The sequence below is a fragment of the Klebsiella terrigena genome (genome assembly GCF_012029655.1).
Lineage (GTDB): Bacteria > Pseudomonadota > Gammaproteobacteria > Enterobacterales > Enterobacteriaceae > Klebsiella > Klebsiella terrigena.
Map to the genome: position 1 here is coordinate 5,417,494 of NZ_CP050508.1, position 23,800 is coordinate 5,441,293.

Sequence of the window (23,800 nt, forward strand, 5' to 3'; positions counted from 1 at the left end):
TCGATTAGGTGATGAAGTCCGCATGACCTTCATCACAGGCCGCATTCACTGGATACGACGTCGCGATAGCGCCACGCCTGCGCCGATGAGCGCGCCCACAATCCCCCACATCACCATCAGAAATACGCGGCGCGGGCTATCGCGTTTTACAGGTTCTTCCGGCGTACGCAAATACCGGTAAGTCTGAAAACGCGGATCTAATGTCGGCCCGACGTTCAGGGTATTCAGCATCGCGCGGCTTTGGTCATAGTCAAGATCGTATTCCGGACCGACCGCCTGCAGATTTTCTAACCGCGCCTGTAGCATCGGCCTGCCGAGTAAAAACAGCTCGGAATCCGGCAGCTGATCGGCAGGAATGTCGGTCTCACTGCGGGAAATATTATGCTGCTGGGCGATTTTCAGCGCCTGCTCCACGCTGTGGGTACGGCGGTTGAAAATCTCACGCGCGACCTCTTCCTGACGCTTAACCTGCGCTTTCATCTGCACGGTACGTGCCGCCCAGGCGCCCTTGAGCTCGTCATTCAGGTGGCCCGCCGCGCGCTGGCTGGCAAATGCCACGTACTGGCGCAACAGATTATTGGCATCCGGCGCGGTCTCGGCCGTCAGCTTGACGCTATCGTTAGTATTCTTTACCGCATCGCCCGGCATAAACTGGATATTGTTAATCAGATCGTCCAGCAGCGCGGCATCGGCGCGAGAATTACCCGACTGGCGCTGTTTGTAATAGTCGGTTTGCAGCCAGAAATCACGCCGGGTATCCCAGGACCCCTGCTGCATGATGAACTCTTTATAGGCGTCGTCCATTGCCGAAGGCTGATCGACCGAAGCCAGATTGGCTTTGATATCGAGATTGCGTAAAAACTGCTGTTGCGAGTAGTAGCTGCCCAGCATATTTACGGTTGGCCGGTCGGTAATTGCCGTCGCGCTCCACTCCTGGCGAGCAAAAAAGGCATAAACCAGTACGATCAGCGCAAACAGCACGGCCATCCCTGCTATCCAAATTTTCCCTGCCCATAAGGCGCGAAACAGCCCGCGAATATCCAGCTCATTCTCAACGTTCACTGCTTGTGCTCCCGGTAATGGTTGAGTCATCACGTCCCCAGTTCTACTTGGTTAATTTTGGATTATTGCTGCTGTGTCGCCGTATTCTGCGTCTGATGCGCTTAACCAGGCGCGCCACTTTCCAGGCGCGTTTAATGCAGTAGCCATAAAGGAAGAAGGCTAACAAAAAGAGTATTAACATCACCCATTCAGGAACGATACGGGTATATTCCGCCACCACCCCAACCAGCGCCAGTAAAGCGGCGGCCAGCGTGATCAGGACGAATGCCTGCCGGGAAGTAAACCCAGCGCGCATGATCAAATGATGAATGTGCTGGCGGTCCGGAGAGAACGGACTCATGCCCTTGCGCAGGCGACGATACATAATCGCCACCATATCCATCAACGGAATCGCAATAATCCACAGCGCGGTAACCGGGCTAATGGGATGCGTTTTACCCTGCGTGGTTTCCAGCAGGATCCAAATAATGGTGAAGCCAATCATGGTGCTGCCGGCATCGCCCATAAAGACCTTATAGCGACGGCCAAGCGCACCGAGGTTAAGTAAAATATAGGGCAGAATGGCGGCAATCATCGCAAAACACCACATTGCCAGGCTGTACTGGCCATCAAACCACAGGATGATGCCCGTTGCCGCGAAGGAGACCGATGACAGACCGCCGAGCAGGCCGTCGATGCCATCAACCATATTAAAGGCGTTAATTGCCGCCCAAACGGCAAAAAGAGTGAGGAAGAAACCGAAGGGGCCGAGCACCAGCTCCCATGAGCCAAAAATAAAACCGAGGCTGCTAAGATGCAGGTTTCCTGCCATCATCATGACGACAGCAATGGCGGCCTGCATAACCGCACGAATTTTTACGCTGATATCAAATCGGTCATCCAGCGCGCCGACCAGTACCAGAATACCGGCGCACGCCAGGTACAGCGAAGCATGGGGAATGTAATAATCTGCGATCGCAAATGTAAAACAAATACCCGCGTAAACTGAGATGCCACCCACTAACGGAACCAGACCCTGATGCCGTTTTCGATAGTTAGGCTTATCGACTAACCCAACCTTTTTTGCCGCCTTGCGAGCCACAAATATAAAAAGGGTAGTGAATAAGAAAATACTGATTAATTCAGTAATAGCAGTGAGTAAATTCACAACGCATGTGCTCTCAGCATGGTTAATCCGGGAAGTATAACGACGATGTCTCAACTCCTGAAGGGGTAATGCAGATCATTACAAATTTATTGTATAGATTTTAGTCTGTTAAAGTTATCTCTGCCAGGAGAGGCGCGTTCATCATACGATAATAACCGCTCCGGTTTCCCTTTCTGGATCATACAAATCCCAAAAACAAAACGCCACGCGGTTGCGTGGCGTTTTTCAGCTTTTTTAAACTTACGAACGCTTCATCATGTCGAAGAAGTCATCGTTAGTTTTGGTCATAGCCAGCTTGTTGATGAGGAACTCCATCGCGTCGATTTCACCCATCGGATGGATGATTTTGCGCAGGATCCACATCTTCTGCAGCTCTTCCTGAGTGGTGAGCAGCTCTTCTTTACGCGTACCGGAACGGTTGTAATCGATAGCCGGGAAGACGCGTTTTTCTGCGATCTTACGCGAGAGGTGCAGCTCCATGTTACCGGTGCCTTTGAACTCTTCGTAGATAACTTCGTCCATCTTGGAGCCGGTGTCGATCAGCGCCGTAGCGATGATAGTCAGGCTGCCGCCCTCTTCGACGTTACGCGCAGCACCGAAGAAACGCTTCGGACGGTGCAGGGCGTTCGCATCCACACCACCGGTCAGAACTTTACCGGAAGCCGGTACGACGGTGTTGTAGGCGCGAGCCAGACGGGTGATGGAGTCGAGCAGAATGATAACGTCTTTCTTATGCTCAACCAGGCGCTTGGCCTTCTCGATAACCATCTCGGCAACCTGAACGTGGCGGGATGCGGGTTCGTCAAAGGTAGAAGCAACAACTTCACCTTTAACCAGACGTTGCATCTCGGTCACTTCTTCCGGACGTTCGTCGATCAGCAGGACCATCAGCACGCAGTCAGGATGGTTATAAGCGATGCTCTGCGCAATATTCTGCAGCAGCATCGTTTTACCGGCTTTCGGCGGAGCAACAATCAGACCACGCTGACCGCGACCGATCGGCGAAGCCAGATCCAGGACGCGAGCGGTTAAGTCTTCAGTCGAGCCGTTACCACGCTCCATACGCAGACGTGAGTTTGCGTGCAGCGGCGTTAAGTTCTCGAACAGGATCTTATTGCGCGCGTTTTCCGGCTTGTCGTAGTTAACTTCGTTGACTTTCAACAGCGCAAAGTAACGCTCACCCTCTTTAGGAGGACGAATCTTACCGGAAATGGTGTCACCAGTGCGAAGGTTGAAACGGCGGATTTGGCTAGGGGATACGTAGATATCGTCGGGACCGGCGAGGTAGGAGCTGTCTGCGGAGCGGAGGAAACCAAATCCATCCTGCAGTATCTCCAGTACGCCATCGCCAAAGATATCTTCGCCACTCTTCGAATGCTGCTTGAGGATGGCAAAAATAATATCCTGCTTACGCATACGGGCCAGGTTTTCCAGCCCCATATTTTCGCCGAGAGTAATCAGCTCAGAAACCGGCGTATTCTTTAATTCGGTAAGATTCATAATGGTGTGGGTTCTTAAACTCGGGGTAGAACTCGAACTTCATGTTGTGAATGGTATGGCAGGAACATCCATGCCTGTTAGCGGCCTACATCTCGTGTCTGTACGTTGCCTGGTCACAGGAAAGAACGCAGAGCTGAAACGACAAAACGGAATGAGTGATAAGCCCGGAATTTTTAGCTTCACGCGCATTTCTGCGGGATGCTTCGGGTAAAGCAAGATTCAAACAATAAAGGTATGTTTAAAACGAAGTCTGAACTTAACTTAGCACGACTCAAGCCGGGCGTCCAGAGTTCCGCAAAAAATAGGAATCCGGACGCCGGAATGGCAAACTGATTACGCCAGATTGGCGTCGAGGAAGTCTTTCAGCTGGCCTTTAGACAGTGCGCCAACTTTGGTTGCCGCCACTTCGCCGTTCTTAAACAGCAGCAGAGTCGGGATGCCGCGGATGCCGTATTTCGGCGCGGTGCCTGGGTTCTGATCGATGTTCAGTTTCGCAACGGTCAGCTTGCCCTGATACTCGCCAGCGATCTCATCCAGAATCGGGGCGATCATTTTGCACGGACCACACCACTCTGCCCAGAAATCGACGAGGATTAGCCCGTCAGCCTTGAGTACGTCCGTGTCAAAACTGTCGTCAGTCAGGTGAATAATTTTATCGCTCATATTTAACTCCACAGGAATAAGCCTGGTGTGCTGGTGTCGCAGACATCAACGACGCGTTAATGCTACGTTATACACGTTATCCTTCAGGATGCCTCTGTAACTGACAGCCTGTGCGACCCGGTCCATCATGGACCTCGCCGTGCAGGAGTCAAAGCAAACCGTCTTCAAACCCGTTACCGGTAGATTATTCACCGCCGGTCCGCTTAGTAGTCTAAGCTTTCGAGGATTCATTCGGTTGCCGCAGAGCACCTTCAGTAATTTCGCGTATAGCCAACGAAAGGTTGACGTTATTTCAACGGATACGCTTTCTTAATGCAATAGTTAGCTGATATTCTACCACACTATGAGCAAAACACATTTAACAGAACAGAAGTTTTCCGACTTCGCCCTGCACCCGGCAGTTATCGAAGCCCTTGAAAAGAAAGGGTTTCATAATTGTACGCCCATTCAGGCACTCGCACTTCCGCTAACGCTGGAAGGTCGAGACGTCGCCGGGCAGGCGCAAACCGGTACCGGTAAAACGATGGCGTTCCTGACGTCAACGTTTCATTATCTTCTCTCTCACCCTGCTATCGCTGAACGCCAGGTTAACCAACCGCGTGCGCTGATCATGGCGCCAACGCGTGAGCTGGCGGTACAGATCCATGCTGACGCAGAACCGCTGGCGCAGGCCACCGGCCTGAAGCTCGGTCTGGCGTACGGCGGCGATGGCTACGACAAGCAGCTGAAAGTGCTGGAGAGCGGCGTCGACATTCTGATCGGGACTACCGGTCGTCTTATCGACTACGCCAAACAAAATCATATCAACCTTGGCGCTATTCAGGTTGTCGTCCTCGACGAAGCCGATCGCATGTACGATCTCGGCTTTATTAAAGATATCCGCTGGCTGTTCCGTCGTATGCCGCAGGCTAACCAGCGCCTGAACATGCTGTTCTCCGCCACCCTTTCCTATCGGGTCCGCGAACTGGCGTTTGAGCAGATGAACAACGCCGAATACGTTGAAGTCGAACCAGAACAGAAAACGGGTCACCGTATTAAGGAAGAGCTGTTCTATCCTTCCAACGTAGAGAAAATGCGCCTGCTGCAGACGCTGATCGAAGAAGAGTGGCCGGATCGCGCCATTATCTTCGCCAACACCAAGCATCGCTGTGAAGATATCTGGGGCCACCTCGCCGCGGACGGTCATCGCGTTGGCCTGTTGACCGGCGACGTCGCGCAGAAAAAACGCCTGCGTATCCTCGAAGAGTTTACCCGTGGCGATATCGATATTCTGGTCGCGACGGACGTTGCGGCACGCGGTCTGCATATCCCGGCCGTCACGCACGTCTTTAACTTCGACCTGCCGGACGACTGCGAAGACTACGTACACCGCATTGGCCGTACCGGTCGTGCAGGTGCCAGCGGCCACTCCATCAGCCTGGCCTGTGAAGAGTACGCGCTGAATCTGCCGGCGATTGAAACCTATATCGGGCACTCAATCCCGGTAAGCAAGTACAACCCAGATGTGCTGATGACCGATCTGCCGCGGCCGCTGCGCCTGGCGCGTCCACGCACGGGCAACGGCCCGCGCCGCAACGGACCGCCTCGCAATCGCCGTCGTTCAGGCTAATAAAGTATGTCATACACAAAATCGTTCGGGATGCATCAAGGCGCCAGGTTAGCGAATCCCGAATGACTTACTTTAGTAAGTGGTTCGGGTGACAAATCTGTGTCTGACGGATTTGAACGCTGCTTGCAGCGGCCCCATCGGGGTGAGTCCCTGGGATGGGCCGAATAAGCACGCTACTTTCGCAGAGGCAATTTGAAGGATGAAGTGTATGAGTTCCACCTCGCTTTATGCAGCTATAGATCTTGGCTCTAATAGCTTTCATATGTTGGTTGTTCGCGAGGTGGCCGGGAGCATTCAGACTCTCAGCCGTATCAAGCGCAAAGTGCGGCTTGCCGCGGGCCTGAATAGCGACAACGCGCTCTCCGCGGAAGCGATGGAGCGCGGCTGGCAGTGCTTACGGCTGTTCGCCGAGCGCCTGCAGGATATCCCCCCGGCGCAAATCCGCGTCGTCGCGACCGCGACGCTGCGTCTGGCGGTTAATGCCGATGAGTTTCTGGCTAAGGCCAGAGATATTCTCGGCTGCCCGGTGCAGGTCATTAGCGGCGAGGAAGAAGCGCGCCTGATTTATCAGGGCGTAGCGCATACCACCGGCGGTGAAGACCAGCGCCTGGTGGTTGATATCGGCGGGGCCAGTACCGAACTGGTCACCGGAACCGGCGCGCAAACCACCTCTCTTTTTAGCCTGCCAATGGGCTGCGTTACCTGGCTGGAACGCTACTTCGCCGATCGTAACCTGACGAAAGACAACTTCGAACTTGCTGAAAATGCGGCGCGCGAAGTCCTGCGGCCTATCACCGATACGCTGAACTATCACGGCTGGAAAGTGTGCGTCGGCGCCTCGGGTACCGTTCAGGCCCTGCAGGAAATCATGATGGCGCAGGGTATGGATGAGCGCATTACGCTGGCTAAACTCCAGCAGCTCAAACAGCGGGCGATTCAGTGCGGGCGTCTGGAAGAGCTTGAAATAGAAGGCCTGACTCTCGAGCGTGCGTTAGTTTTCCCCAGCGGTTTAGCCATTCTCATCGCTATATTTAGCGAGCTAAATATTCGCTGCATGACCCTGGCCGGCGGCGCGCTGCGCGAAGGCCTGGTTTACGGCATGCTGCACCTGGCGGTCGATCAGGATATTCGTAGCCGGACGCTGCGTAACATTCAGCGCCGCTTTATGATCGATACCGAGCAGGCCCAGCGCGTCGGCCGCCTGGCGGCAGACCTGGTGAGCCAGCTGGATAGCTACTGGGAGCTGGAGCCGCTTAGCCGCGACCTGCTGGTGAGCGCCTGCGCCCTGCATGAGATTGGCCTGAGCGTTGATTTTAAGTCCGCTCCGCAGCACGCGGCCTACCTGGTGCGCAATCTCGATCTTCCCGGCTTCACGCCGGCGCAGAAAAAGCTGCTTGCCACGCTATTGCTCAACCAAACCAACGCCGTCGATCTCTCTTCGCTCCACCAGCAGAACGCGGTCAAACCTCGGGTTGCGGAGCATTTATGCCGCCTGCTGCGTCTGGCTATTCTGTTTGCCAGCCGCCGTCGGGACGATCTGCTGCCGTCCGTCACCCTGACCGCCGAGGATGAAAAGCTGATGCTGAGGCTGCCGGAAGGCTGGCTGGAAAACCATCCGCTAGGCAGCGAGATGGTTGAGCAAGAGTGCCAGTGGCAAAGCTATGTCCACTGGGCCTTAGAAGTCGTCTGATACCGTCCCCCGGCAGCACGGCGCTTACCGGGGCGAGCGCGCTACTTTCCTTTCGCCTTTGCCAGCATCGCCCGGATGTTGGCGACGTTAGCCTGTCCTTTGTGCATCCGCTCTTCCGCCGAGATAACCTTGCGCTCCTGCTCCCAGATAAGATCGTCCTGCGGGAGCTCCAGCAGAAAACGACTTGGCTCCGGACGCACCAGCTCGCCGTACTGGCGGCGCTCTTTACACAGCGTAAAGGTCAGCTCTTTCTGCGCCCGGGTGATGCCCACGTACGCCAGCCGGCGCTCCTCATCGACGTTATCTTCTTCAATACTGCTCTGATGCGGCAGCAGCCCCTCTTCCATGCCAACCAGATAGACATACGGAAACTCCAGCCCCTTCGAAGCGTGCAGAGTCATCAGCTGAACCTGATCCAGCTCCTCGTCTGATTCGCCGCGCTCCATCATATCGCGCAGGGTAAAGCGGGTGACCACCTGGGTGAGCGTCATGGGCTCATCGATATCGCTGCCTTCCAGCATCTCGGTCATCCAGCTGAACAGCTGGTTGACGTTTTTCATCCGCATTTCCGCGGCCTTCGGGCCGGGCGACGTTTCATACAGCCAGGATTCATAGTCAATGCCGCGGATCAGATCGCGCACTGCGACAATCGGCTCGCTTTCCGCCAGCCGCTGAACTTCGGCCAGCCACTGCGTAAAGCCGGTGAGCGAATCATAGCCGCGCCCGGTCAGCGTCTGGGTGAGGCCCATATCAAAGCTGGCGGTAAACAGGCTTTTGTTGCGGGTCATCGCCCACTCGCCGAGCTTTTGCAGCGTTGCCGGGCCAATCTCACGCCGCGGCGTATTGACGATGCGCAGAAACGCGCTGTCATCGTCCGGGTTGGTCAACACCCGCAGGTAGGCCAGCAGGTCTTTGATCTCCGGACGGGAGAAGAATGAGGTGCCGCCTGAAATTTTGTAGGGGATGCGGTTTTGCATCAGCATTTTTTCAAACACCCGCGACTGATGGTTGCCGCGGTAAAGGATCGCATAATCCTTGTACTGGGTTTTATTGATAAAGTGGTGGGCAATCAGCTCCCCGGTTACCCGCTCCGCCTCATGCTCTTCATTATTGGCGGAGAGAACTTTCAGCTCGATGCCATAGCCCAGCTCGGAAAAGAGGCGCTTCTCAAACACGTGCGGGTTATTGGCGATCAGAATATTTGCCGCTTTCAGTATCCGGCCGGAAGAGCGGTAGTTCTGCTCCAGTTTGATGACCTGCAGCGCCGGGAAATCCTGGTTCAGCAGAACCAGGTTCTGCGGCCGGGCGCCGCGCCATGAATAGATCGACTGATCGTCATCGCCCACCACCGTAAAGCGCGCCCGCTGCCCCACCAGCAGCTTCACCAGCTCATATTGGCTGGTGTTGGTATCCTGATACTCATCCACCAGCAGGTAGCGGATCTTATTCTGCCAGCGTTCGCGGACCTCTTCATTACGCTGCAGCAGCAGCGTCGGCAGAAGGATCAGATCGTCGAAGTCCAGCACGTTGCAGGCTTTCATATGCGCATCGTACAGCTCATAGCAGTGAGCAAAGATCCGATCCCGCTCGCCCTGCGCGCTTGCCGCCGCCTGCGCCGGCGTGCGCAGATCGTTTTTCCAGTTGGAGATCGTCGAGATCAGCAGCTGAAGCACCACCTTGTCGTCTTCGATCAGCCCTTCGGTCAGATCCTTGAGCAAACCCACCTGGTCGGTATCGTCGAACAGGGAAAAGTTAGATTTCATCCCCAGCGCGGCATATTCGCGCTTAATAATGTCCAGCCCCAGCGTGTGGAAGGTGGAGATCATCAGGCCGCGCGCCTCTTTGCGTCCCAGCGTTTGCCCGACGCGCTCTTTCATTTCGCGCGCCGCTTTGTTGGTAAAGGTCACCGCCGCGATATGGCGCGCCTGATAGCCGCAGACGCGGATCAGGTGCGCGATTTTATTGGTGATAACGCGGGTCTTACCGGAACCGGCGCCCGCCAGCACCAGGCACGGTCCGGTAACGAATTCGACGGCTTGTTGTTGGCCAGGGTTTAAACGCATGGGAGTCTTGCTCAATCTTCGAACGGGGTGAGGATTGTAGCAGAAAGCCGGAAGGAGATTTACCGGCTAATGGTAAAGTGTTGGCCACATCCGTCATCCTGAGAGCGAAACCATGGCAAAGTCCGCAGCGGCCCTGCACATCCTGGTCAAAGAAGAGAAGCTGGCGCAGGAGATCCTCGCCAAACTGGAACGCGGCGTCAGCTTCGACCATCTGGCGAAGCGCTATTCACGCTGCCCCTCCGGGCGCAACGGCGGCGACTTAGGCGAGTTCCAACAGGGCGCGATGGTTGGGCCGTTTGATAGCGCGGTCTTCTCCTGCCCGCTGCTGAAACCCTACGGCCCGGTCAAAACGCGCTTTGGCTACCACATCATTAAGGTGCTGTATCGCCGTTAACGCATGCTAATATTGCGCCCTGATTCATCGCAACCTATCAAGGCACAATCATGGCTAAAACAGCGGCAGCAATGCACATCCTGGTGAAAGAAGAGAAGCTGGCACTCGACCTGCTGGAACAAATTAAAAACGGCGGCGATTTCGAGAAGCTGGCGAAGAAACACTCTACCTGCCCGTCAGGCAAGAAAGGCGGTCACCTGGGCGAATTCCGCCAGGGTCAGATGGTTCCGGCATTTGATAAAGTGGTCTTCTCCTGCCCGGTGCTGGAGCCGACCGGCCCGCTGCACACCCAGTTCGGTTACCACATCATTAAAGTGCTGTACCGTAACTAATGCATTAAAGCCTCTCTGCCACAGAGAGGCTTTTTCCTTATTTCGCCGGCAGCGTTTTCTGTGCTTCATGACATGCATGCCGATAGCTGCCTGCAACTCCTTAAACATCAATCCGCTAATCAGCGTCGCGAAGGTGATGGTGATAAACGCCGTCATGACCCAGTCAACCCGCGCAAAGCCGCTGTTTGACAGTGCCGCCTCCCGCCAAAGACCATTCCAGTCGGCAAAAGAAGCCCTCGCATCGCTTGATGCCGTTGCCTGAAGGTTGGGAGACCGTTTTCGACGACGTTTCGCGCACGATGTACGGGCCGGAAGGCGAACAGGGAGAGGTATCGGATTCGGTGATTGCGCTAAGACGTAAATAAACAGGCCCGGTAGCGCTTACGCCTACCGGGCCTTTAGAGGATTTACTGGTCGATGCGGCCCGCGGGCCGCAGGACGACGGAGATTAACCTGCTACAGCGATACGTTTCATATCGGTCATGTAGCCGCGCAGCTTGTGGCCGACGCTTTCGATTGCGTGGTTGCGAATCGCTTCGTTTACATCGCGCAGCTGGGCATTATCTACGGCACCTTCGGCAATCGCCTTGCCCAGGTCACCGGTCTGCAGCGTGGTCATGAACTCTTTCAGCAGCGGTACGCAAGCGTAGGAGAACAGGTAGTTACCGTACTCGGCGGTATCGGAGATAACCACGTTCATTTCATACAGACGCTTACGAGCGATGGTGTTGGCAATCAGCGGCAGCTCGTGCAGCGACTCATAGTATGCGGACTCTTCGATAATGCCGGATGCAACCATGGTTTCAAACGCCAGCTCAACGCCCGCTTTCACCATCGCAATCATCAGAACGCCTTTGTCGAAGTACTCCTGCTCGCCAATTTTACCTTCAAACTGCTCAGCGGTTTCGAACGCGGTGGCGCCGGTCTCTTCACGCCAGGTCAGCAGTTTCTTATCGTCGTTAGCCCAGTCAGCCATCATGCCGGAGGAGAATTCGCCGGAGATGATGTCATCCATATGCTTCTGGAACAGCGGCGCCATGATCTCTTTCAGCTGCTCTGACAGCGCGTAAGCGCGCAGTTTCGCCGGGTTAGACAGACGGTCCATCATCAGGGTGATGCCGCCCTGCTTCAGCGCTTCGGTGATGGTTTCCCAGCCGAACTGAATCAGTTTTTCTGCATATGCCGGATCGGTACCTTCCGCCACCAGCTTATCGAAGCACAGCAGGGAACCCGCCTGCAGCATGCCGCAGAGGATGGTCTGCTCGCCCATCAGGTCAGATTTTACTTCCGCAACGAAGGAGGATTCCAGCACGCCCGCACGGTGGCCGCCGGTGGCCGCTGCCCACGCTTTCGCGATGGCCATGCCTTCACCTTTCGGGTCGTTTTCCGGGTGAACCGCGATCAGCGTAGGTACGCCGAAACCGCGTTTGTACTCTTCACGAACTTCGGTACCCGGGCACTTCGGTGCCACCATCACTACGGTGATGTCTTTGCGAACCTGCTCGCCGACTTCAACGATGTTAAAACCGTGGGAGTAGCCCAGCGCCGCGCCGTCTTTCATCAGCGGCTGTACGGAACGAACAACGTCAGAGTGCTGTTTGTCCGGCGTCAGGTTAACGACCAGGTCGGCCTGCGGGATCAGATCTTCATAGGTGCCGACCGTAAAGCCATTTTCGGTCGCTTTACGCCAGGAAGCGCGCTTTTCTGCAATCGCTTCTTTACGCAGAGCGTAGGAGATATCCAGACCGGAGTCGCGCATGTTCAGGCCCTGGTTCAGACCCTGAGCACCGCAGCCGACGATGACTACTTTTTTACCCTGAAGGTAGCTCGCGCCATCGGCGAATTCTTCGCGCGCCATAAAGCGACATTTGCCCAGCTGTGCCAGCTGCTGGCGCAGGTTCAGTGTATTAAAGTAGTTAGCCATGGTGATGTACTCCGTGATGTTGTGTGTCTTATTGTTCGGTTCGCTTTTGCGAGAATGAACCCACTATATGACAGGAAATTCATTGCGGAAATTGATATATTCACAACGTCATGTTGCAATATCTGCAATATAAAATCGTGGAGTGCGGCCCGTGGATTTACGCGATCTGAAAACCTTCCTGCACCTGGCCGAAAGCCGTCATTTTGGCCGCAGCGCGCGGGCCATGCACGTTAGTCCCTCGACCCTTTCACGGCAGATCCAGCGCCTGGAAGAGGACCTCGGCCAGCCGCTGTTCGTGCGCGATAACCGCACCGTGACGCTAACCGAAGCGGGCGAAGAGCTGCGCCTTTTCGCCCAGCAGACTCTGCTGCAGTATCAGCAGCTGCGCCACGCTATCGACCAGCAGGGACCATCGCTCTCCGGCGAGCTGCATATTTTCTGCTCCGTGACCGCGGCCTATAGCCATCTGCCGCCAATTCTCGATCGCTTTCGCGCCGCCCATCCTTCGGTGGAGATCAAGCTCTCGACCGGCGATGCCGCCGACGCAATGGAGAAGGTCGTCACCGGCGAGGCGGACCTGGCCATTGCCGGGAAGCCGGAAACGCTGCCCGGATCGGTAGCCTTCTCGATGCTGGAAAATCTGGCAGTGGTGCTGATCGCCCCGGCCTTAGCCTGCCCGGTGCGTAACCAGGTCACCCAGGAGCAGCCCGACTGGTCGACCGTGCCGTTTATCATGGCCGATCAGGGGCCGGTACGTCGGCGCATTGAACTGTGGTTCCGGCGGCATAAAATCAGCAATCCATCGATTTATGCCACCGTGGGCGGCCACGAGGCGATGGTTTCCATGGTCGCCCTCGGCTGCGGTGTCGCACTTCTGCCGGAGGTGGTGCTGGAGAACAGTCCGGAACCGGTGCGCAACCGGGTGATGATTTTAGAGCGCAGCGATGAGAAAACGCCCTTTGAGCTCGGCGTATGCGCACAAAAAAAGCGGCTGTATGAGCCGCTTATCGATGCATTCTGGTCGATTTTACCCAACCCGGGCCACTAGCCGGCGAGGAAAAAGCGGAATGCCGGATTGTGCGTTTCGTCGTGGCAGTCGTAGCCCAGCTCATGCAGTCGGGTTTCAAAATCCGGCTCATGATCGCCCAGCTCAAAGCCCGCCAGTACCCGGCCATAGTCGGTACCGTGACTGCGGTAGTGGAACAGAGAGATGTTCCAGTGGGTACCCAGCGTATGCAGGAACTTGAGCAGCGCGCCCGGTGATTCCGGGAACTCGAAGCTAAACAGGCGCTCCTGCAGCGGCTTCGACGGACGCCCGCCGACCATGTAGCGCACGTGGAGCTTGGCCATTTCGTCATCGGAAAGATCGACAACGCTATAGCCCCCCTCGTTCAGCAGATCCAGAATCTCTTTACGTTCTTCCAGCCCGCGGCTCAGGCGAACGCCGACAAAAATGCAGGCATCTTTGGCATCCGCAAAGCGATAGTTGAACTCGGTAACCGAACGACCGCCCAGCAGCTGGCAGAACTTCAGGAAGCTGCCCTTCTCTTCCGGAATAGTCACCGCCAGCAGCGCCTCGCGCTGTTCGCCCAGCTCGCAGCGTTCGGAAACGTAGCGCAGGCCGTGGAAATTAACGTTGGCCCCGGACAAGACGTGCGCCAGCCGTTCGCCGCGAATATTGTGCTGCGCGATATATTTTTTCATCCCCGCCAGCGCCAGCGCGCCGGAAGGTTCAGCCACTGCGCGAACGTCTTCAAACAGGTCTTTCATCGCCGCACAGATGGCATCGCTGTCGACGGTGATAATATCGTCGAGATACTCCTGACAGACGCGGAAGGTCTCGTCGCCGATGCGCTTCACCGCAACACCTTCAGCAAACAGCCCAACGCGCGGCAGATCCACCGGATGACCGGCCTCCAGCGCCGCCTTCAGGCAGGCTGAATCTTCGGCCTCAACCGCAATCACTTTGATCTGCGGCATCAGCTGCTTGATCAGTACCGCCACGCCCGCCGCCAGTCCGCCGCCGCCAACCGGCACAAAAACGCGGTCGAGATGAGCGTCCTGCTGCAGCAATTCGAGCGCCAGCGTACCCTGCCCGGCAATGACCATCGGATGATCGAACGGCGGGACCCAGGTGAAATTCTGCTGCTGCGCCAGCTCGATGGCTTTCGCTTTCGCTTCATCAAAATTAGCGCCGTGCAGCAGCACTTCGCCGCCAAACCCGCGCACGGCATCAACCTTGATGTCCGCCGTGGCGGTAGGCATAACAATCAGCGCCTTAACGCCGAGGCGAGAAGCGGAAAACGCGACGCCCTGGGCATGGTTACCCGCGGAAGCGGTGATCACGCCGCGCGCTTTTTGCGCTTCATTCAGCCCCGCCATCATCGCGTAAGCGCCGCGGAGCTTGAAGCTATGGACCGGCTGCCGGTCTTCCCGCTTCACGAGAATGACGTTATCCAGCCGCGAGGAGATTTTTTCCATTTTTTGCAGCGGCGTAATCTGTGCAGCTTCATAGACCGGCGCACGGAGCACCGCTCTGAGATATTCCGCCCCCTCAGGGGCGGCGGACAGGGGTTGTGATTCGGCCATGATTAGCCCCCAAGTTTCGATTTATCGCGTACCGCGCCTTTATCAGCGCTCGTTGCCAGGCTTGCGTACGCACGAAGGGCGAAGGAAACCTGACGCTCACGCGCTTTCGGCGTCCAGGCCAGATCGCCACGGGCTTCCTGCGCTTCACGGCGTGCGGCAATGTCGGCGTCGCTCAGCTGCAGCTGAATGCCGCGGTTCGGGATATCAATGGCAATCATATCGCCGTCTTCAATCAGGGCGATATTGCCGCCGCTCGCCGCTTCTGGTGAAACGTGACCAATCGACAGACCGGAAGTACCGCCGGAGAAGCGGCCATCGGTGATCAGCGCGCAGGCTTTACCGAGGCCCATTGATTTCAGGAACGTCGTCGGATAGAGCATTTCCTGCATGCCTGGACCGCCTTTCGGCCCTTCGTAGCGAATCACCACGACATCGCCCGCGACGACTTTACCGCCGAGGATAGCTTCTACCGCGTCATCCTGGCTTTCATACACTTTTGCCGGGCCGGTAAACTTGAGGATGCTGTCATCAACGCCTGCAGTTTTTACGATGCAGCCATTTTCAGCAAAATTGCCGTACAGAACGGCAAGGCCGCCGTCTTTGCTGTAGGCATGCTCCAGAGAACGAATACAGCCTTCTGCGCGATCGTCGTCCAGCGTATCCCAGCGGCAATCCTGAGAGAACGCCTGGGTGGTGCGGATACCCGCCGGGCCGGCGCGGAACATCTCTTTCACCGCGTCGTCTTTGGTCAGCATAATGTCGTAGCTATCGAGCGTTTGCGGCAGGGTCAGACCCAGCACGTTTTTCACCTCACGGTTCAGCAGACCGGCGCGATCCAGCTCGCCGAGGATCCCCAGCACGCCGCCGGCACGGTGAACGTCTTCCATATGGTATTTCTGCGTACTCGGCGCTACTTTGCACAGCTGCGGCACCTTGCGGGACAGCTTATCGATATCGCTCATGGTGAAGTCGATTTCAGCTTCCTGAGCGGCGGCCAGCAGGTGCAGTACGGTATTCGTGGAGCCGCCCATGGCGATATCCAGGGTCATGGCGTTTTCAAACGCCGCTTTGTTGGCGACGTTACGCGGCAGCGCGGAGGCATCGTCCTGCTCGTAGTAGCGTTTGGTCAGCTCGACAATGCGTTTTCCCGCATTGAGGAACAGCTGTTTACGATCGGCATGAGTGGCCAGCAGGGAGCCGTTGCCCGGCTGAGACAGGCCCAGCGCTTCCGTCAGGCAGTTCATTGAGTTGGCGGTAAACATCCCGGAACAGGAGCCGCAGGTCGGACAGGCGGAACGCTCAACCTGGTCACTCTGTTCGTCGGATACTTTCGGGTCCGCGCCCTGAATCATCGCATCGACCAAATCGAGCTTGATGATCTTGTCAGAAAGCTTGGTTTTACCCGCTTCCATCGGACCGCCGGAGACAAAGATCACCGGAATATTCAGGCGCAGGGAGGCCATCAGCATCCCTGGGGTGATTTTGTCGCAGTTGGAGATGCAGACCATGGCATCAGCACAGTGTGCGTTGACCATGTACTCTACCGAGTCGGCGATCAGCTCGCGGGATGGCAGTGAATAAAGCATGCCCCCGTGACCCATGGCGATCCCGTCATCCACCGCGATGGTGTTGAACTCTTTAGCAACGCCGCCAGAGGCTTCAATTTGCTCGGCGACCAGCTTACCCAGATCGCGCAGGTGCACGTGGCCAGGGACGAATTGGGTAAAGGAGTTCACAACGGCGATAATCGGTTTACCGAAATCAGCGTCGGTCATCCCGGTTGCGCGCCACAGCGCGCGGGCACCCGCCATATTACGGCCATGAGTGGTGGTGGCGGAACGGTACTTAGGCATGCTTTTACTCCCAGTGTCTGTTAAACGAGGCGCTGCGTGTCGCCCCGTCTTTTATGCTTATCTACCCTAAATAGTCCAGGCTGCAGGAGAGAGGATCTCCGGTCGGCTGCGGTAAACGAGCGCAGCCAAAGCACATGCAGCTTAAAATATGTCGGATATTTACTGATTAACCTGATCCAACCAGCCCCATTTATCTTCGGTTTCACCGGTGAAGAGGCCAAAGAATGCTTGCTGAATACGCTTAGTCACCGTGCCACAGCGGCCTTCGCCGACCTGAATACCATCAACGCTACGTACCGGCGTAATTTCTGCTGCGGTACCGGACATGAAGACTTCATCCGCCAGGTACAGGGATTCGCGAGACAGGACCTGCTCACGAACTTCGATATTCAGATCTTTTGCCAGCTTAATGATGGCATCGCGGGTAATACCCGGCAGCGCGGAAGAGGTAAACGGCGGGGTAAACAGCACGCCATCTTTCACTTCAAACAGGTTCTCACCCGCCCCTTCGGAGATGTAGCCGTTAACGTCCAGCGCGATGCCTTCCTGGTAGCCATGTCGACGCGCTTCGCTGCCGACCAGCAGGGAGGAAAGGTAGTTACCGCCGGCTTTTGCTGCGGTCGGGATCGTATTCGGCGCCACGCGGTTCCAGGAAGAGACCATGGCATCGATCCCCTGATCCAGCGCTTCGGCGCCGAGATAGGCTCCCCACGGGAACGCCGCGATGATCACGTCAGTGGTATATCCTTCTGGCGGGTTTACGCCCATGCCCACATCACCAACAAATACCAGCGGACGAATATAGGCGCTGGTCAGGCCGTTTTTACGAATCACTTCGCGACAGGCTTCCATCAGCTCATCAACGCTCTGCGAAACCGGGAAACGGTAGATTTTGGCTGAATCATGCAAACGCTGCATGTGTTCACGATGACGGAACACCACCGGTCCTTTGTGCGAGTCATAGCAGCGGATGCCTTCAAAAACGGAAGTACCGTAATGCAGGGCATGCGACATAACGTGGACCTTAGCTTCTCCCCAAGGAACCATCTCGCCGTTGAACCAAATGTAATCAGCTTTTTTCGTCGTCATTTTTCTTCCCTTGCGCCTATGCGCGGATTTGTTGTGATGTGGGTTGCTGGATTTCGACGCAGGCAACGTCCACCAGTTTGCTTAATTGACTAAACAGTAATTCGACGGGCCGCTGGCTGGCAACGGTCAATTCGATATTTATATTGCGGGTGTCCGCGGCGGTCTCCATATTCATGGCGCAAATCTGAAAGCCACGATGGCGCACTACGCGCAGCACGCGCTCTAAGGTTTCCGGGTTGGAGCGGGCCTGCAAGGCGACCTGATGTTGCATCATGATAATTTCTCCAGCATTTCTGAGTTACTGGCGCCGGGCGGCACCAACGGCCAGACATTCTCAAGTTCATCAATTGAGACATGAAGCAGGTATGGCCCCTGGCTCGAAAGCATGGTGTCGAGAGCCGCTTCAACCTGGTCTTTACGGGTGATATGTTGGCCAGGAATGCCGAAGGCGCTGGCCAAAGTGACAAAATCGGGGTTATCGGTGAGGATCGTTTCGCTATAACGCTCCTGGAAGAACAGCTGCTGCCACTGACGAACCATGCCTAAACGCTGATTATCCAGCAGCAGGATCTTCAGCGGCAGCTGCTTGCGTTTTACGGTGCCCAGCTCCTGAACATTCATCATGAAGGAGCCGTCACCGGAGATACAGATTACCGTATCGTTCGGACGCGCGACCTGGGCACCTACCGCCGCAGGCAGACCGAAGCCCATCGTCCCTAAGCCGCTGGAGGTAATGAAATTCTCCGGGCGAGTGTAGGTCATATGCTGTGCAGACCACATCTGATGCTGGCCCACGTCGGTGGTCACCACGCTGTCAGACGGTTTGCGATCGGAAAGCTGCTTGAGCAGCAGCGGGGCGTAGATGCCTTCACCCGGGTAGTCATAGCGCCATGCATGTTCAGCGCGCAGCTCCGCGTTATGCTGACGCCAGGCGTCAATGGCCAGCGGTTGCTGCAGTGCCGGCAGCAGCGTATTGAGATCGCCGGTCAGGGCAACGTGCGCCTGACGCAGCTTGTTCAGCTCCGCCGGATCGATATCCATATGGATAACTTTGGCATGCGGTGCAAAGGTATTCAGCTTGCCGGTTACGCGGTCGTCAAAACGCGCGCCTATCGCAATCAGCAGGTCGCACTCCTGAACCGCCAGGTTAGCCGCCTTCGTCCCGTGCATGCCCAGCATCCCCAGGTAATAGGCATAGTCAGCATCAACCGCGCCCAACCCCTTCAGCGTGCAGGTCGCCGGCATTTGCGTGACCGCAATAAACTCGCGCAGAGCGGGCACCGCCTGCGCCATACCGACGCCGCCGCCGACGTACAGCATCGGCTTTTGCGACTGAGCCAGCATCTGCAGCGCTTGCTCAACCTCGGCGTGAGGGAAAGCAACGTCATCGGCTACCGTGGAAAAATAGGGTTCGAACTCACCTGTTGCCAGCTGGATATCTTTCGGAATGTCTACCAGTACCGGGCCTGGGCGGCCTGAATTCGCGACCAGGAAAGCTTCAGCAATGACGCGCGGCAGCTCTTCCAGCGATTGCACCAGGAAGCTATGTTTGGTGCAGGCCAGCGATAAGCCCAGCACGTCAATTTCCTGAAAAGCATCGGTACCGATAAGCGGTGCCGCCACCTGGCCGGTAATCGCGACAACGGGGATAGAGTCCAGCAGGGCATCCGCCAGGCCGGTGATCAGGTTAGTTGCGCCAGGGCCGGAGGTCGCGATGCAAACGCCCGTTTTACCGGTTGCTCGCGCATAGCCGATGGCCGCCATTGCTGCACCCTGCTCGTGACGGCACAACAGGTGTTCCACGCCGCCGTCATACAACGCATCGTAAACCGGCATAATCGCGCCACCCGGGTAGCCGAAAACCGTCTCGACTCCCTGTGTCCGCAAAGCATGTACTACCCACTGCGCGCCATTCATAGTTACATCCCCGTCATAGATCGGAAGAAACAGAATTTTATGCTGTTATTCATTCTCTGCTCCCCGTCTGTCATTTTTAAGTTATAAAAAAACCCCCGGACCTTTCGGTGCGGGGGTCTTAGTTCGTTAAGGCTTGATTTCTATGCCTTTCCTCGTCCAAGTGCTGCCCCGCACGGTGGGATAATAATCACCACCACGCTAATCACGACCAGGCTAATCACTCGTAGAAGGGCTGTCATTTTATGTACTTTCTGGCTTCTTGTTCGAAGGAATACCTAAAGAGGTACCACAGACGTCGCGTTAAACACAAGATTTTTTTATGGCTCGTTTTCTGATCACGCTAACAATTTCCAGTAAAACAATTGTTTTTAATGGGAAAAATATAAAGTGAAGATATTTCAATTTATCGCGTTGCCCTATGGCTTTTTACGACATGCTGTCCTGCCCTTGCGGCAACCTGCGAGCCGGATGCAATAACGAAAAGTATGTAACGATCTGTGGTGAATTATCTGGAACGTGGCGCGTAAAGCACAGTTCCTGCAGGTGACTAATAGCAGGGTTGCCGACATGATGCCCACATTCAGGAGGCACTATGTCACTCGCGATCGTCTACACTCGGGCCGCTCTCGGTATCAGCGCCCCGCTTATTACTATTGAGGTTCATATCAGCAGCGGCCTTCCCGGACTCACAATGGTTGGGCTGCCGGAAACTACCGTAAGGGAGGCGCGTGACCGGGTGCGCAGCGCAATCATTAACAGTGGCTATACCTTCCCGGCGAAAAAAATCACCATTAACCTCGCACCTGCCGATTTGCCAAAAGAAGGAGGGCGGTACGATCTCCCTATCGCTCTCGCGCTTCTGGTCGCCTCCGAGCAGCTAAAGGCTCCCGGACTGAATCAATATGAGTTTATCGGCGAGCTCGCGCTTACAGGGGCCCTACGCGGCGTTCCCGGCGCTATCTCCAGCGCAATGGAGGCCATCAGGGCCGGACGGCAGATTATTGTTGCCGAAGATAACGCTGCCGAAGTGGGGCTGATTGGCGGTAGCGACTGCCTTATCGCCGGACACCTGCAGGAGGTCTGCGCCTTTGTGGCAGGACAGCACCCGCTCTCCCCTCCCGTTGCCGCAGCAGAAGATCCGCAGGAAACGCGCCACGATTTGCGCGACGTCATTGGCCAGCAGCAGGGTAAGCGCGCGCTGGAAATCGTCGCTGCCGGCGGGCATAACCTGCTGTTAATCGGCCCCCCAGGTACAGGGAAAACGATGCTTGCCAGTCGGTTACCGGGATTACTGCCCCCGTTAAGCAATCAGGAGGCGCTTGAAAGCGCTGCTATTCTCAGTCTGGTGAGCACCAACTACGCGACCACCCGCTGGCGCCACAGGCCGTTTCGCGCCCCGCATCACAGCGCCTCGGTCGCGGCTATGGTCGGCGGTGGTGCCATACCTGCGCCAGGCGAGATCTCACTGGCCCATAATGGGGTGCTGTTTCTTGACGAGCTGCCGGAGTTTGAACGCAGAGTGTTGGATGCCCTGCGCGAGCCAATTGAATCGGGAAAAATACATATTTCTCGCACCCGGGCGAAAATTGACTATCCGGCGCATTTCCAGCTGATTGCGGCCATGAATCCCAGCCCAACCGGACATTATCAGGGTCATCACAATCGCGCTTCTCCCGAGCAGACGCTGCGCTATCTGGGGCGGCTGTCCGGCCCCTTCCTTGATCGCTTCGATCTCTCTTTGGAAATACCGCTACCGCCGCCCGGAGTACTCAGCCAGCAAGGCGGTGGTGGAGAGGACAGCGCAACGGTACGCCGGCGGGTTCTTGCTACGCGCGAGAGGCAGCTGGCCCGACAGAATAAGCTCAACGCTGATTTAGACAATAATGAGATGAAAAACTGGTGCGCGTTGAATAAGAACGATGCCATCTGGCTTGAACAGACCCTGACGCAGCTGGGACTCTCTATACGGGCCTGGCAACGGCTGCTTAAGGTGGCGAGGACGATTGCCGATATAAAGGACGATCCGCGTATAGAACGCCATCATCTGCAGGAGGCGCTAGGCTATCGGGCGATAGACCGGATGTTGAACCATCTGCAAAAGCTTATGCCATAAAAAAAGGGCTTTCGCCCTTTTTCTTAATCATCGCTTTCTGTGTAATCTTCAGCGCCTTCTACCTGCGGTTTACCGCCGGAGAGCGTATGGAAACGCTTAGGCCGCTTAATACGCGCCATGTACTTAATCCACACGCGCTCTACTTCGGTTACCGGCTCACGTTCGCCGCGGCATACCGAAACAAACTGTTTTTCATCTTCAGTGACAGGTTCGCGTTTACCCAGTTCCAGTTCGTTAAAGGCATAACCATGCTGTTCCAGCAGTTGCGCCTCTTTGATGGTGAAATCACCATGACGGGAGAACCCGCGCGGATAATTTTTATTATCGAAAAAACGATTAGTCGTCATAAAGCTTTCCGCCATCCTACACGCTCCTGATTCTTTGGCCGAGCTATTTATGGCGCGGAGTATTAGTTACGCTTGACAGAGTGTAAAACAAAAGATTTAAATCATTACGACAAATAATTTTGCGGAGAAGAGTGTGGATACGGAATTGCTCAAAACTTTCCTTGAGGTGAGCAGAACTCGCCACTTTGGGCGAGCAGCGGAGGCGCTTTACCTGACGCAGTCAGCGGTTAGCTTTCGTATTCGTCAGCTGGAGAATCAGCTTGGCGTTAACCTTTTTACCCGTCATCGCAACAATATCCGTTTGACCCCAGCCGGAGAGAAGCTGCTGCCCTACGCTGAAACCCTGATGAATACCTGGCAGGCGGCGCGTAAAGAGGTTGCCAACTCCGCCCGACACAATGAGTTTTCGATTGGCGGCAGCGCATCTCTTTGGGAGTGCATGCTTAACGGATGGCTGGGGAAACTGTACAGGGAGCCCTATGACCTGCAGTTCGAGGCCCGTATTGCCCAGCGTCAGTCGCTGGTCAAACAGCTGCATGAACGGCAGCTTGACCTGCTGATCACGACAGAATCGCCGAAGATGGATGAGTTAAGTAGCCAGTTGCTTGGTAATTTCACCCTAACCCTTTATTGCGCTGTGCCGGTTAAAAATAAAAGCGAATTGAACTACCTGCGACTGGAATGGGGTCCGGACTTTCAACAAAATGAAGTCGGGTTGATTGGCAGTGATGACGTACCGTTGCTCACCACCAGTTCCGCTGAGCTGGCGTATCAGCAGCTCGCTCCTCTCAATGGCTGCACGTGGCTACCAACGCACTGGGCAAAGGGTAAGAGCGCGCTTTACCCGGTAACGGATGGCACCACGCTTTCACGCCCACTGTACGCCATCTGGTTGCAAAACAGTGATAAACAGGCGCAGATCCGTGAGATTCTAAAAACCAGCATTCTGGAATAAGCACATCTCTCCAGGGACGGAGAGTGTTGAGTGATTGTAACGCCAGGGAATTACAGGCAAAAAAAATCCTTTGCCGAAGCAAAGGATTATTATATGGCAGGGGCGGAGAGACTCGAACTCGCGACACCCGGTTTTGGAGACCGGTGCTCTACCAACTGAGCTACGCCCCTAAATACTGCTTATTATTAAGCCTGCTGGTTAAGCAGGCTTAATTTTCTAATAAGTGGCGGAACGGACGGGACTCGAACCCGCGACCCCCTGCGTGACAGGCAGGTATTCTAACCGACTGAACTACCGCTCCACCGAATTTCTTTACAACAACCGGTTTATTGCCCCGGTTTACTGCTAATTTGATGCCTGGCAGTTCCCTACTCTCACATGGGGAGACCCCACACTACCATCGGCGCTACGGCGTTTCACTTCTGAGTTCGGCATGGGGTCAGGTGGGACCACCGCGCTATTGCCGCCAGGCAAATTCTGTTACCAACACGCCATCAGGCCTGTCAGTTAATCTGTATCAGCTGAAAATCTCTCAAATTCATCACACCAAACA

20 protein-coding genes, 2 tRNA genes and 1 rRNA gene are annotated in these 23,800 nt (G+C 55.8%); 7 read left to right on the top strand and 16 right to left on the bottom strand.

The features are described 5' to 3' along the window. Positions 1–45: 45 nt before the first annotated feature. From wzzE to trxA, 4 genes are all read right to left on the bottom strand, one after another. Positions 46–1,092 carry an ECA polysaccharide chain length modulation protein gene (gene wzzE / locus HCK03_RS25390; protein ID WP_041143477.1) on the bottom strand — a complete coding sequence of 349 codons (1,047 nt, stop codon included), beginning with the start codon at positions 1,090–1,092 and terminating at the stop codon, positions 46–48. A 13-nt stretch (positions 1,093–1,105) separates the two neighbouring features. Further along, positions 1,106–2,209 (bottom strand): UDP-N-acetylglucosamine--undecaprenyl-phosphate N-acetylglucosaminephosphotransferase, encoded by a 1,104-nt coding sequence (gene wecA, locus HCK03_RS25395; RefSeq protein WP_041143476.1) that lies wholly within the window; start codon positions 2,207–2,209, stop codon positions 1,106–1,108. Positions 2,210–2,449: 240 nt separating this feature from the next. After that, positions 2,450–3,709 (bottom strand): transcription termination factor Rho, encoded by a 1,260-nt coding sequence (gene rho / locus HCK03_RS25400; RefSeq protein WP_002883293.1) that lies wholly within the window; start codon positions 3,707–3,709, stop codon positions 2,450–2,452. 333 nt (positions 3,710–4,042) lie between these two features. Beyond that, positions 4,043–4,372: a thioredoxin TrxA gene (trxA, locus tag HCK03_RS25405; protein WP_041143475.1), complete on the bottom strand. Its 330-nt coding sequence runs from the start codon at positions 4,370–4,372 to the stop codon at positions 4,043–4,045. 343 nt (positions 4,373–4,715) lie between these two features. Between trxA and rhlB the strand changes: the two genes are divergently transcribed. Both rhlB and gppA read left to right on the top strand, forming a co-directional pair. Continuing rightward, positions 4,716–5,981 carry an ATP-dependent RNA helicase RhlB gene (rhlB, locus tag HCK03_RS25410; protein ID WP_041143474.1) on the top strand — a complete coding sequence of 422 codons (1,266 nt, stop codon included), beginning with the start codon at positions 4,716–4,718 and terminating at the stop codon, positions 5,979–5,981. Positions 5,982–6,180: 199 nt separating this feature from the next. Continuing rightward, the gene (gene gppA / locus HCK03_RS25415; RefSeq protein WP_166793763.1) at positions 6,181–7,671 is read left to right on the top strand and encodes a guanosine-5'-triphosphate,3'-diphosphate diphosphatase; all 1,491 of its coding nucleotides are present in this window, start codon (positions 6,181–6,183) and stop codon (positions 7,669–7,671) included. A gap of 41 nt (positions 7,672–7,712) precedes the next feature. Here gppA and rep read toward each other — a convergent pair whose 3' ends face one another. Then, positions 7,713–9,734, bottom strand: coding sequence for a DNA helicase Rep (gene rep / locus HCK03_RS25420; RefSeq protein WP_134528334.1), 2,022 nt, complete (start codon positions 9,732–9,734; stop codon positions 7,713–7,715). Between the two features lie 112 nt (positions 9,735–9,846). On the opposite strand from rep, the gene ppiC (HCK03_RS25425) reads away from it, so the two are divergent. Continuing rightward, on the top strand, positions 9,847–10,128 hold the full coding sequence (ppiC, locus tag HCK03_RS25425) for a peptidylprolyl isomerase PpiC (RefSeq protein WP_041143471.1): 282 nt from the start codon (positions 9,847–9,849) through the stop codon (positions 10,126–10,128). Positions 10,129–10,178: 50 nt separating this feature from the next. Next, entirely contained in the window at positions 10,179–10,460 is a 282-nt protein-coding gene (ppiC, locus tag HCK03_RS25430) for a peptidylprolyl isomerase PpiC (RefSeq protein ID WP_024555327.1), read from the top strand. Between the two features lie 448 nt (positions 10,461–10,908). On the opposite strand, the gene ilvC is transcribed toward ppiC (HCK03_RS25430), so the two are convergent. Next, the gene (gene ilvC / locus HCK03_RS25435; RefSeq protein WP_041143470.1) at positions 10,909–12,384 is read right to left on the bottom strand and encodes a ketol-acid reductoisomerase; all 1,476 of its coding nucleotides are present in this window, start codon (positions 12,382–12,384) and stop codon (positions 10,909–10,911) included. 151 nt (positions 12,385–12,535) lie between these two features. On the opposite strand from ilvC, the gene ilvY reads away from it, so the two are divergent. Further along, positions 12,536–13,432: an HTH-type transcriptional activator IlvY gene (ilvY, locus tag HCK03_RS25440; protein WP_041143469.1), complete on the top strand. Its 897-nt coding sequence runs from the start codon at positions 12,536–12,538 to the stop codon at positions 13,430–13,432. Here ilvY and ilvA read toward each other — a convergent pair. From ilvA to ilvL, 6 genes are all read right to left on the bottom strand, one after another. Further along, positions 13,429–14,973: a threonine ammonia-lyase, biosynthetic gene (gene ilvA, locus HCK03_RS25445; RefSeq protein WP_041143468.1), complete on the bottom strand. Its 1,545-nt coding sequence runs from the start codon at positions 14,971–14,973 to the stop codon at positions 13,429–13,431. The two genes, ilvY and ilvA, sit on opposite strands and share 4 nt — an antisense overlap. Before the next feature lie 2 nt (positions 14,974–14,975). Continuing rightward, on the bottom strand, positions 14,976–16,826 hold the full coding sequence (gene ilvD / locus HCK03_RS25450; RefSeq protein WP_041143467.1) for a dihydroxy-acid dehydratase: 1,851 nt from the start codon (positions 16,824–16,826) through the stop codon (positions 14,976–14,978). Between the two features lie 159 nt (positions 16,827–16,985). Beyond that, positions 16,986–17,915 (bottom strand): branched-chain amino acid transaminase, encoded by a 930-nt coding sequence (locus HCK03_RS25455; RefSeq protein ID WP_167692353.1) that lies wholly within the window; start codon positions 17,913–17,915, stop codon positions 16,986–16,988. 16 nt (positions 17,916–17,931) lie between these two features. Continuing rightward, positions 17,932–18,189 (bottom strand): acetolactate synthase 2 small subunit, encoded by a 258-nt coding sequence (gene ilvM, locus HCK03_RS25460; RefSeq protein WP_041143465.1) that lies wholly within the window; start codon positions 18,187–18,189, stop codon positions 17,932–17,934. Then, a complete protein-coding gene (gene ilvG, locus HCK03_RS25465; protein ID WP_115193826.1) occupies positions 18,186–19,832 on the bottom strand; it encodes an acetolactate synthase 2 catalytic subunit in 1,647 nt (548 codons plus the stop codon). Before ilvG ends, ilvM begins: the two co-directional genes overlap by 4 nt. A 140-nt stretch (positions 19,833–19,972) precedes the next feature. Continuing rightward, on the bottom strand, positions 19,973–20,071 hold the full coding sequence (ilvL, locus tag HCK03_RS25470) for an ilv operon leader peptide (RefSeq protein WP_001311244.1): 99 nt from the start codon (positions 20,069–20,071) through the stop codon (positions 19,973–19,975). A 353-nt stretch (positions 20,072–20,424) separates the two neighbouring features. On the opposite strand from ilvL, the gene HCK03_RS25475 reads away from it, so the two are divergent. Beyond that, on the top strand, positions 20,425–21,945 hold the full coding sequence (locus tag HCK03_RS25475) for a YifB family Mg chelatase-like AAA ATPase (protein WP_167692354.1): 1,521 nt from the start codon (positions 20,425–20,427) through the stop codon (positions 21,943–21,945). A gap of 23 nt (positions 21,946–21,968) precedes the next feature. On the opposite strand, the gene HCK03_RS25480 is transcribed toward HCK03_RS25475, so the two are convergent. Then, positions 21,969–22,307 (bottom strand): MaoP family protein, encoded by a 339-nt coding sequence (locus tag HCK03_RS25480; protein ID WP_041143462.1) that lies wholly within the window; start codon positions 22,305–22,307, stop codon positions 21,969–21,971. A gap of 118 nt (positions 22,308–22,425) precedes the next feature. Between HCK03_RS25480 and hdfR the strand changes: the two genes are divergently transcribed. Beyond that, positions 22,426–23,247: an HTH-type transcriptional regulator HdfR gene (gene hdfR, locus HCK03_RS25485; RefSeq protein WP_041143461.1), complete on the top strand. Its 822-nt coding sequence runs from the start codon at positions 22,426–22,428 to the stop codon at positions 23,245–23,247. A gap of 94 nt (positions 23,248–23,341) precedes the next feature. Here the strand turns inward: hdfR and HCK03_RS25490 are convergent. From HCK03_RS25490 to rrf, 3 genes are all read right to left on the bottom strand, one after another. Further along, positions 23,342–23,417, bottom strand: a tRNA-Trp gene (locus tag HCK03_RS25490). Positions 23,418–23,471: 54 nt separating this feature from the next. Further along, a tRNA-Asp gene (locus tag HCK03_RS25495) sits at positions 23,472–23,548 on the bottom strand. Positions 23,549–23,602: 54 nt separating this feature from the next. After that, positions 23,603–23,718: ribosomal RNA gene (gene rrf, locus HCK03_RS25500) — 5S ribosomal RNA — on the bottom strand. Between the last annotated feature and the right edge of the window lie 82 nt (positions 23,719–23,800).

What these genes read in the sequence shown, in the direction of transcription:
- ppiC (WP_024555327.1), top strand. Translation starts at nt 10,179, where the DNA reads ATGGCTAAAACAGCGGCAGCAATGCACATCCTGGTGAAAGAAGAGAAG.
- ilvC (WP_041143470.1), bottom strand. Translation starts at nt 12,384, where the DNA reads ATGGCTAACTACTTTAATACACTGAACCTGCGCCAGCAGCTGGCACAG.
- gppA (WP_166793763.1), top strand. Translation starts at nt 6,181, where the DNA reads ATGAAGTGTATGAGTTCCACCTCGCTTTATGCAGCTATAGATCTTGGC.
- ilvL (WP_001311244.1), bottom strand. Translation starts at nt 20,071, where the DNA reads ATGACAGCCCTTCTACGAGTGATTAGCCTGGTCGTGATTAGCGTGGTG.
- wzzE (WP_041143477.1), bottom strand. Translation starts at nt 1,092, where the DNA reads ATGACTCAACCATTACCGGGAGCACAAGCAGTGAACGTTGAGAATGAG.
- HCK03_RS25455 (WP_167692353.1), bottom strand. Translation starts at nt 17,915, where the DNA reads ATGACGACGAAAAAAGCTGATTACATTTGGTTCAACGGCGAGATGGTT.
- rhlB (WP_041143474.1), top strand. Translation starts at nt 4,716, where the DNA reads ATGAGCAAAACACATTTAACAGAACAGAAGTTTTCCGACTTCGCCCTG.
- trxA (WP_041143475.1), bottom strand. Translation starts at nt 4,372, where the DNA reads ATGAGCGATAAAATTATTCACCTGACTGACGACAGTTTTGACACGGAC.
- ilvM (WP_041143465.1), bottom strand. Translation starts at nt 18,189, where the DNA reads ATGATGCAACATCAGGTCGCCTTGCAGGCCCGCTCCAACCCGGAAACC.
- HCK03_RS25475 (WP_167692354.1), top strand. Translation starts at nt 20,425, where the DNA reads ATGTCACTCGCGATCGTCTACACTCGGGCCGCTCTCGGTATCAGCGCC.
- ppiC (WP_041143471.1), top strand. Translation starts at nt 9,847, where the DNA reads ATGGCAAAGTCCGCAGCGGCCCTGCACATCCTGGTCAAAGAAGAGAAG.
- ilvA (WP_041143468.1), bottom strand. Translation starts at nt 14,973, where the DNA reads ATGGCCGAATCACAACCCCTGTCCGCCGCCCCTGAGGGGGCGGAATAT.
- rho (WP_002883293.1), bottom strand. Translation starts at nt 3,709, where the DNA reads ATGAATCTTACCGAATTAAAGAATACGCCGGTTTCTGAGCTGATTACT.
- ilvD (WP_041143467.1), bottom strand. Translation starts at nt 16,826, where the DNA reads ATGCCTAAGTACCGTTCCGCCACCACCACTCATGGCCGTAATATGGCG.
- HCK03_RS25480 (WP_041143462.1), bottom strand. Translation starts at nt 22,307, where the DNA reads ATGGCGGAAAGCTTTATGACGACTAATCGTTTTTTCGATAATAAAAAT.
- ilvG (WP_115193826.1), bottom strand. Translation starts at nt 19,832, where the DNA reads ATGAATGGCGCGCAGTGGGTAGTACATGCTTTGCGGACACAGGGAGTC.
- rep (WP_134528334.1), bottom strand. Translation starts at nt 9,734, where the DNA reads ATGCGTTTAAACCCTGGCCAACAACAAGCCGTCGAATTCGTTACCGGA.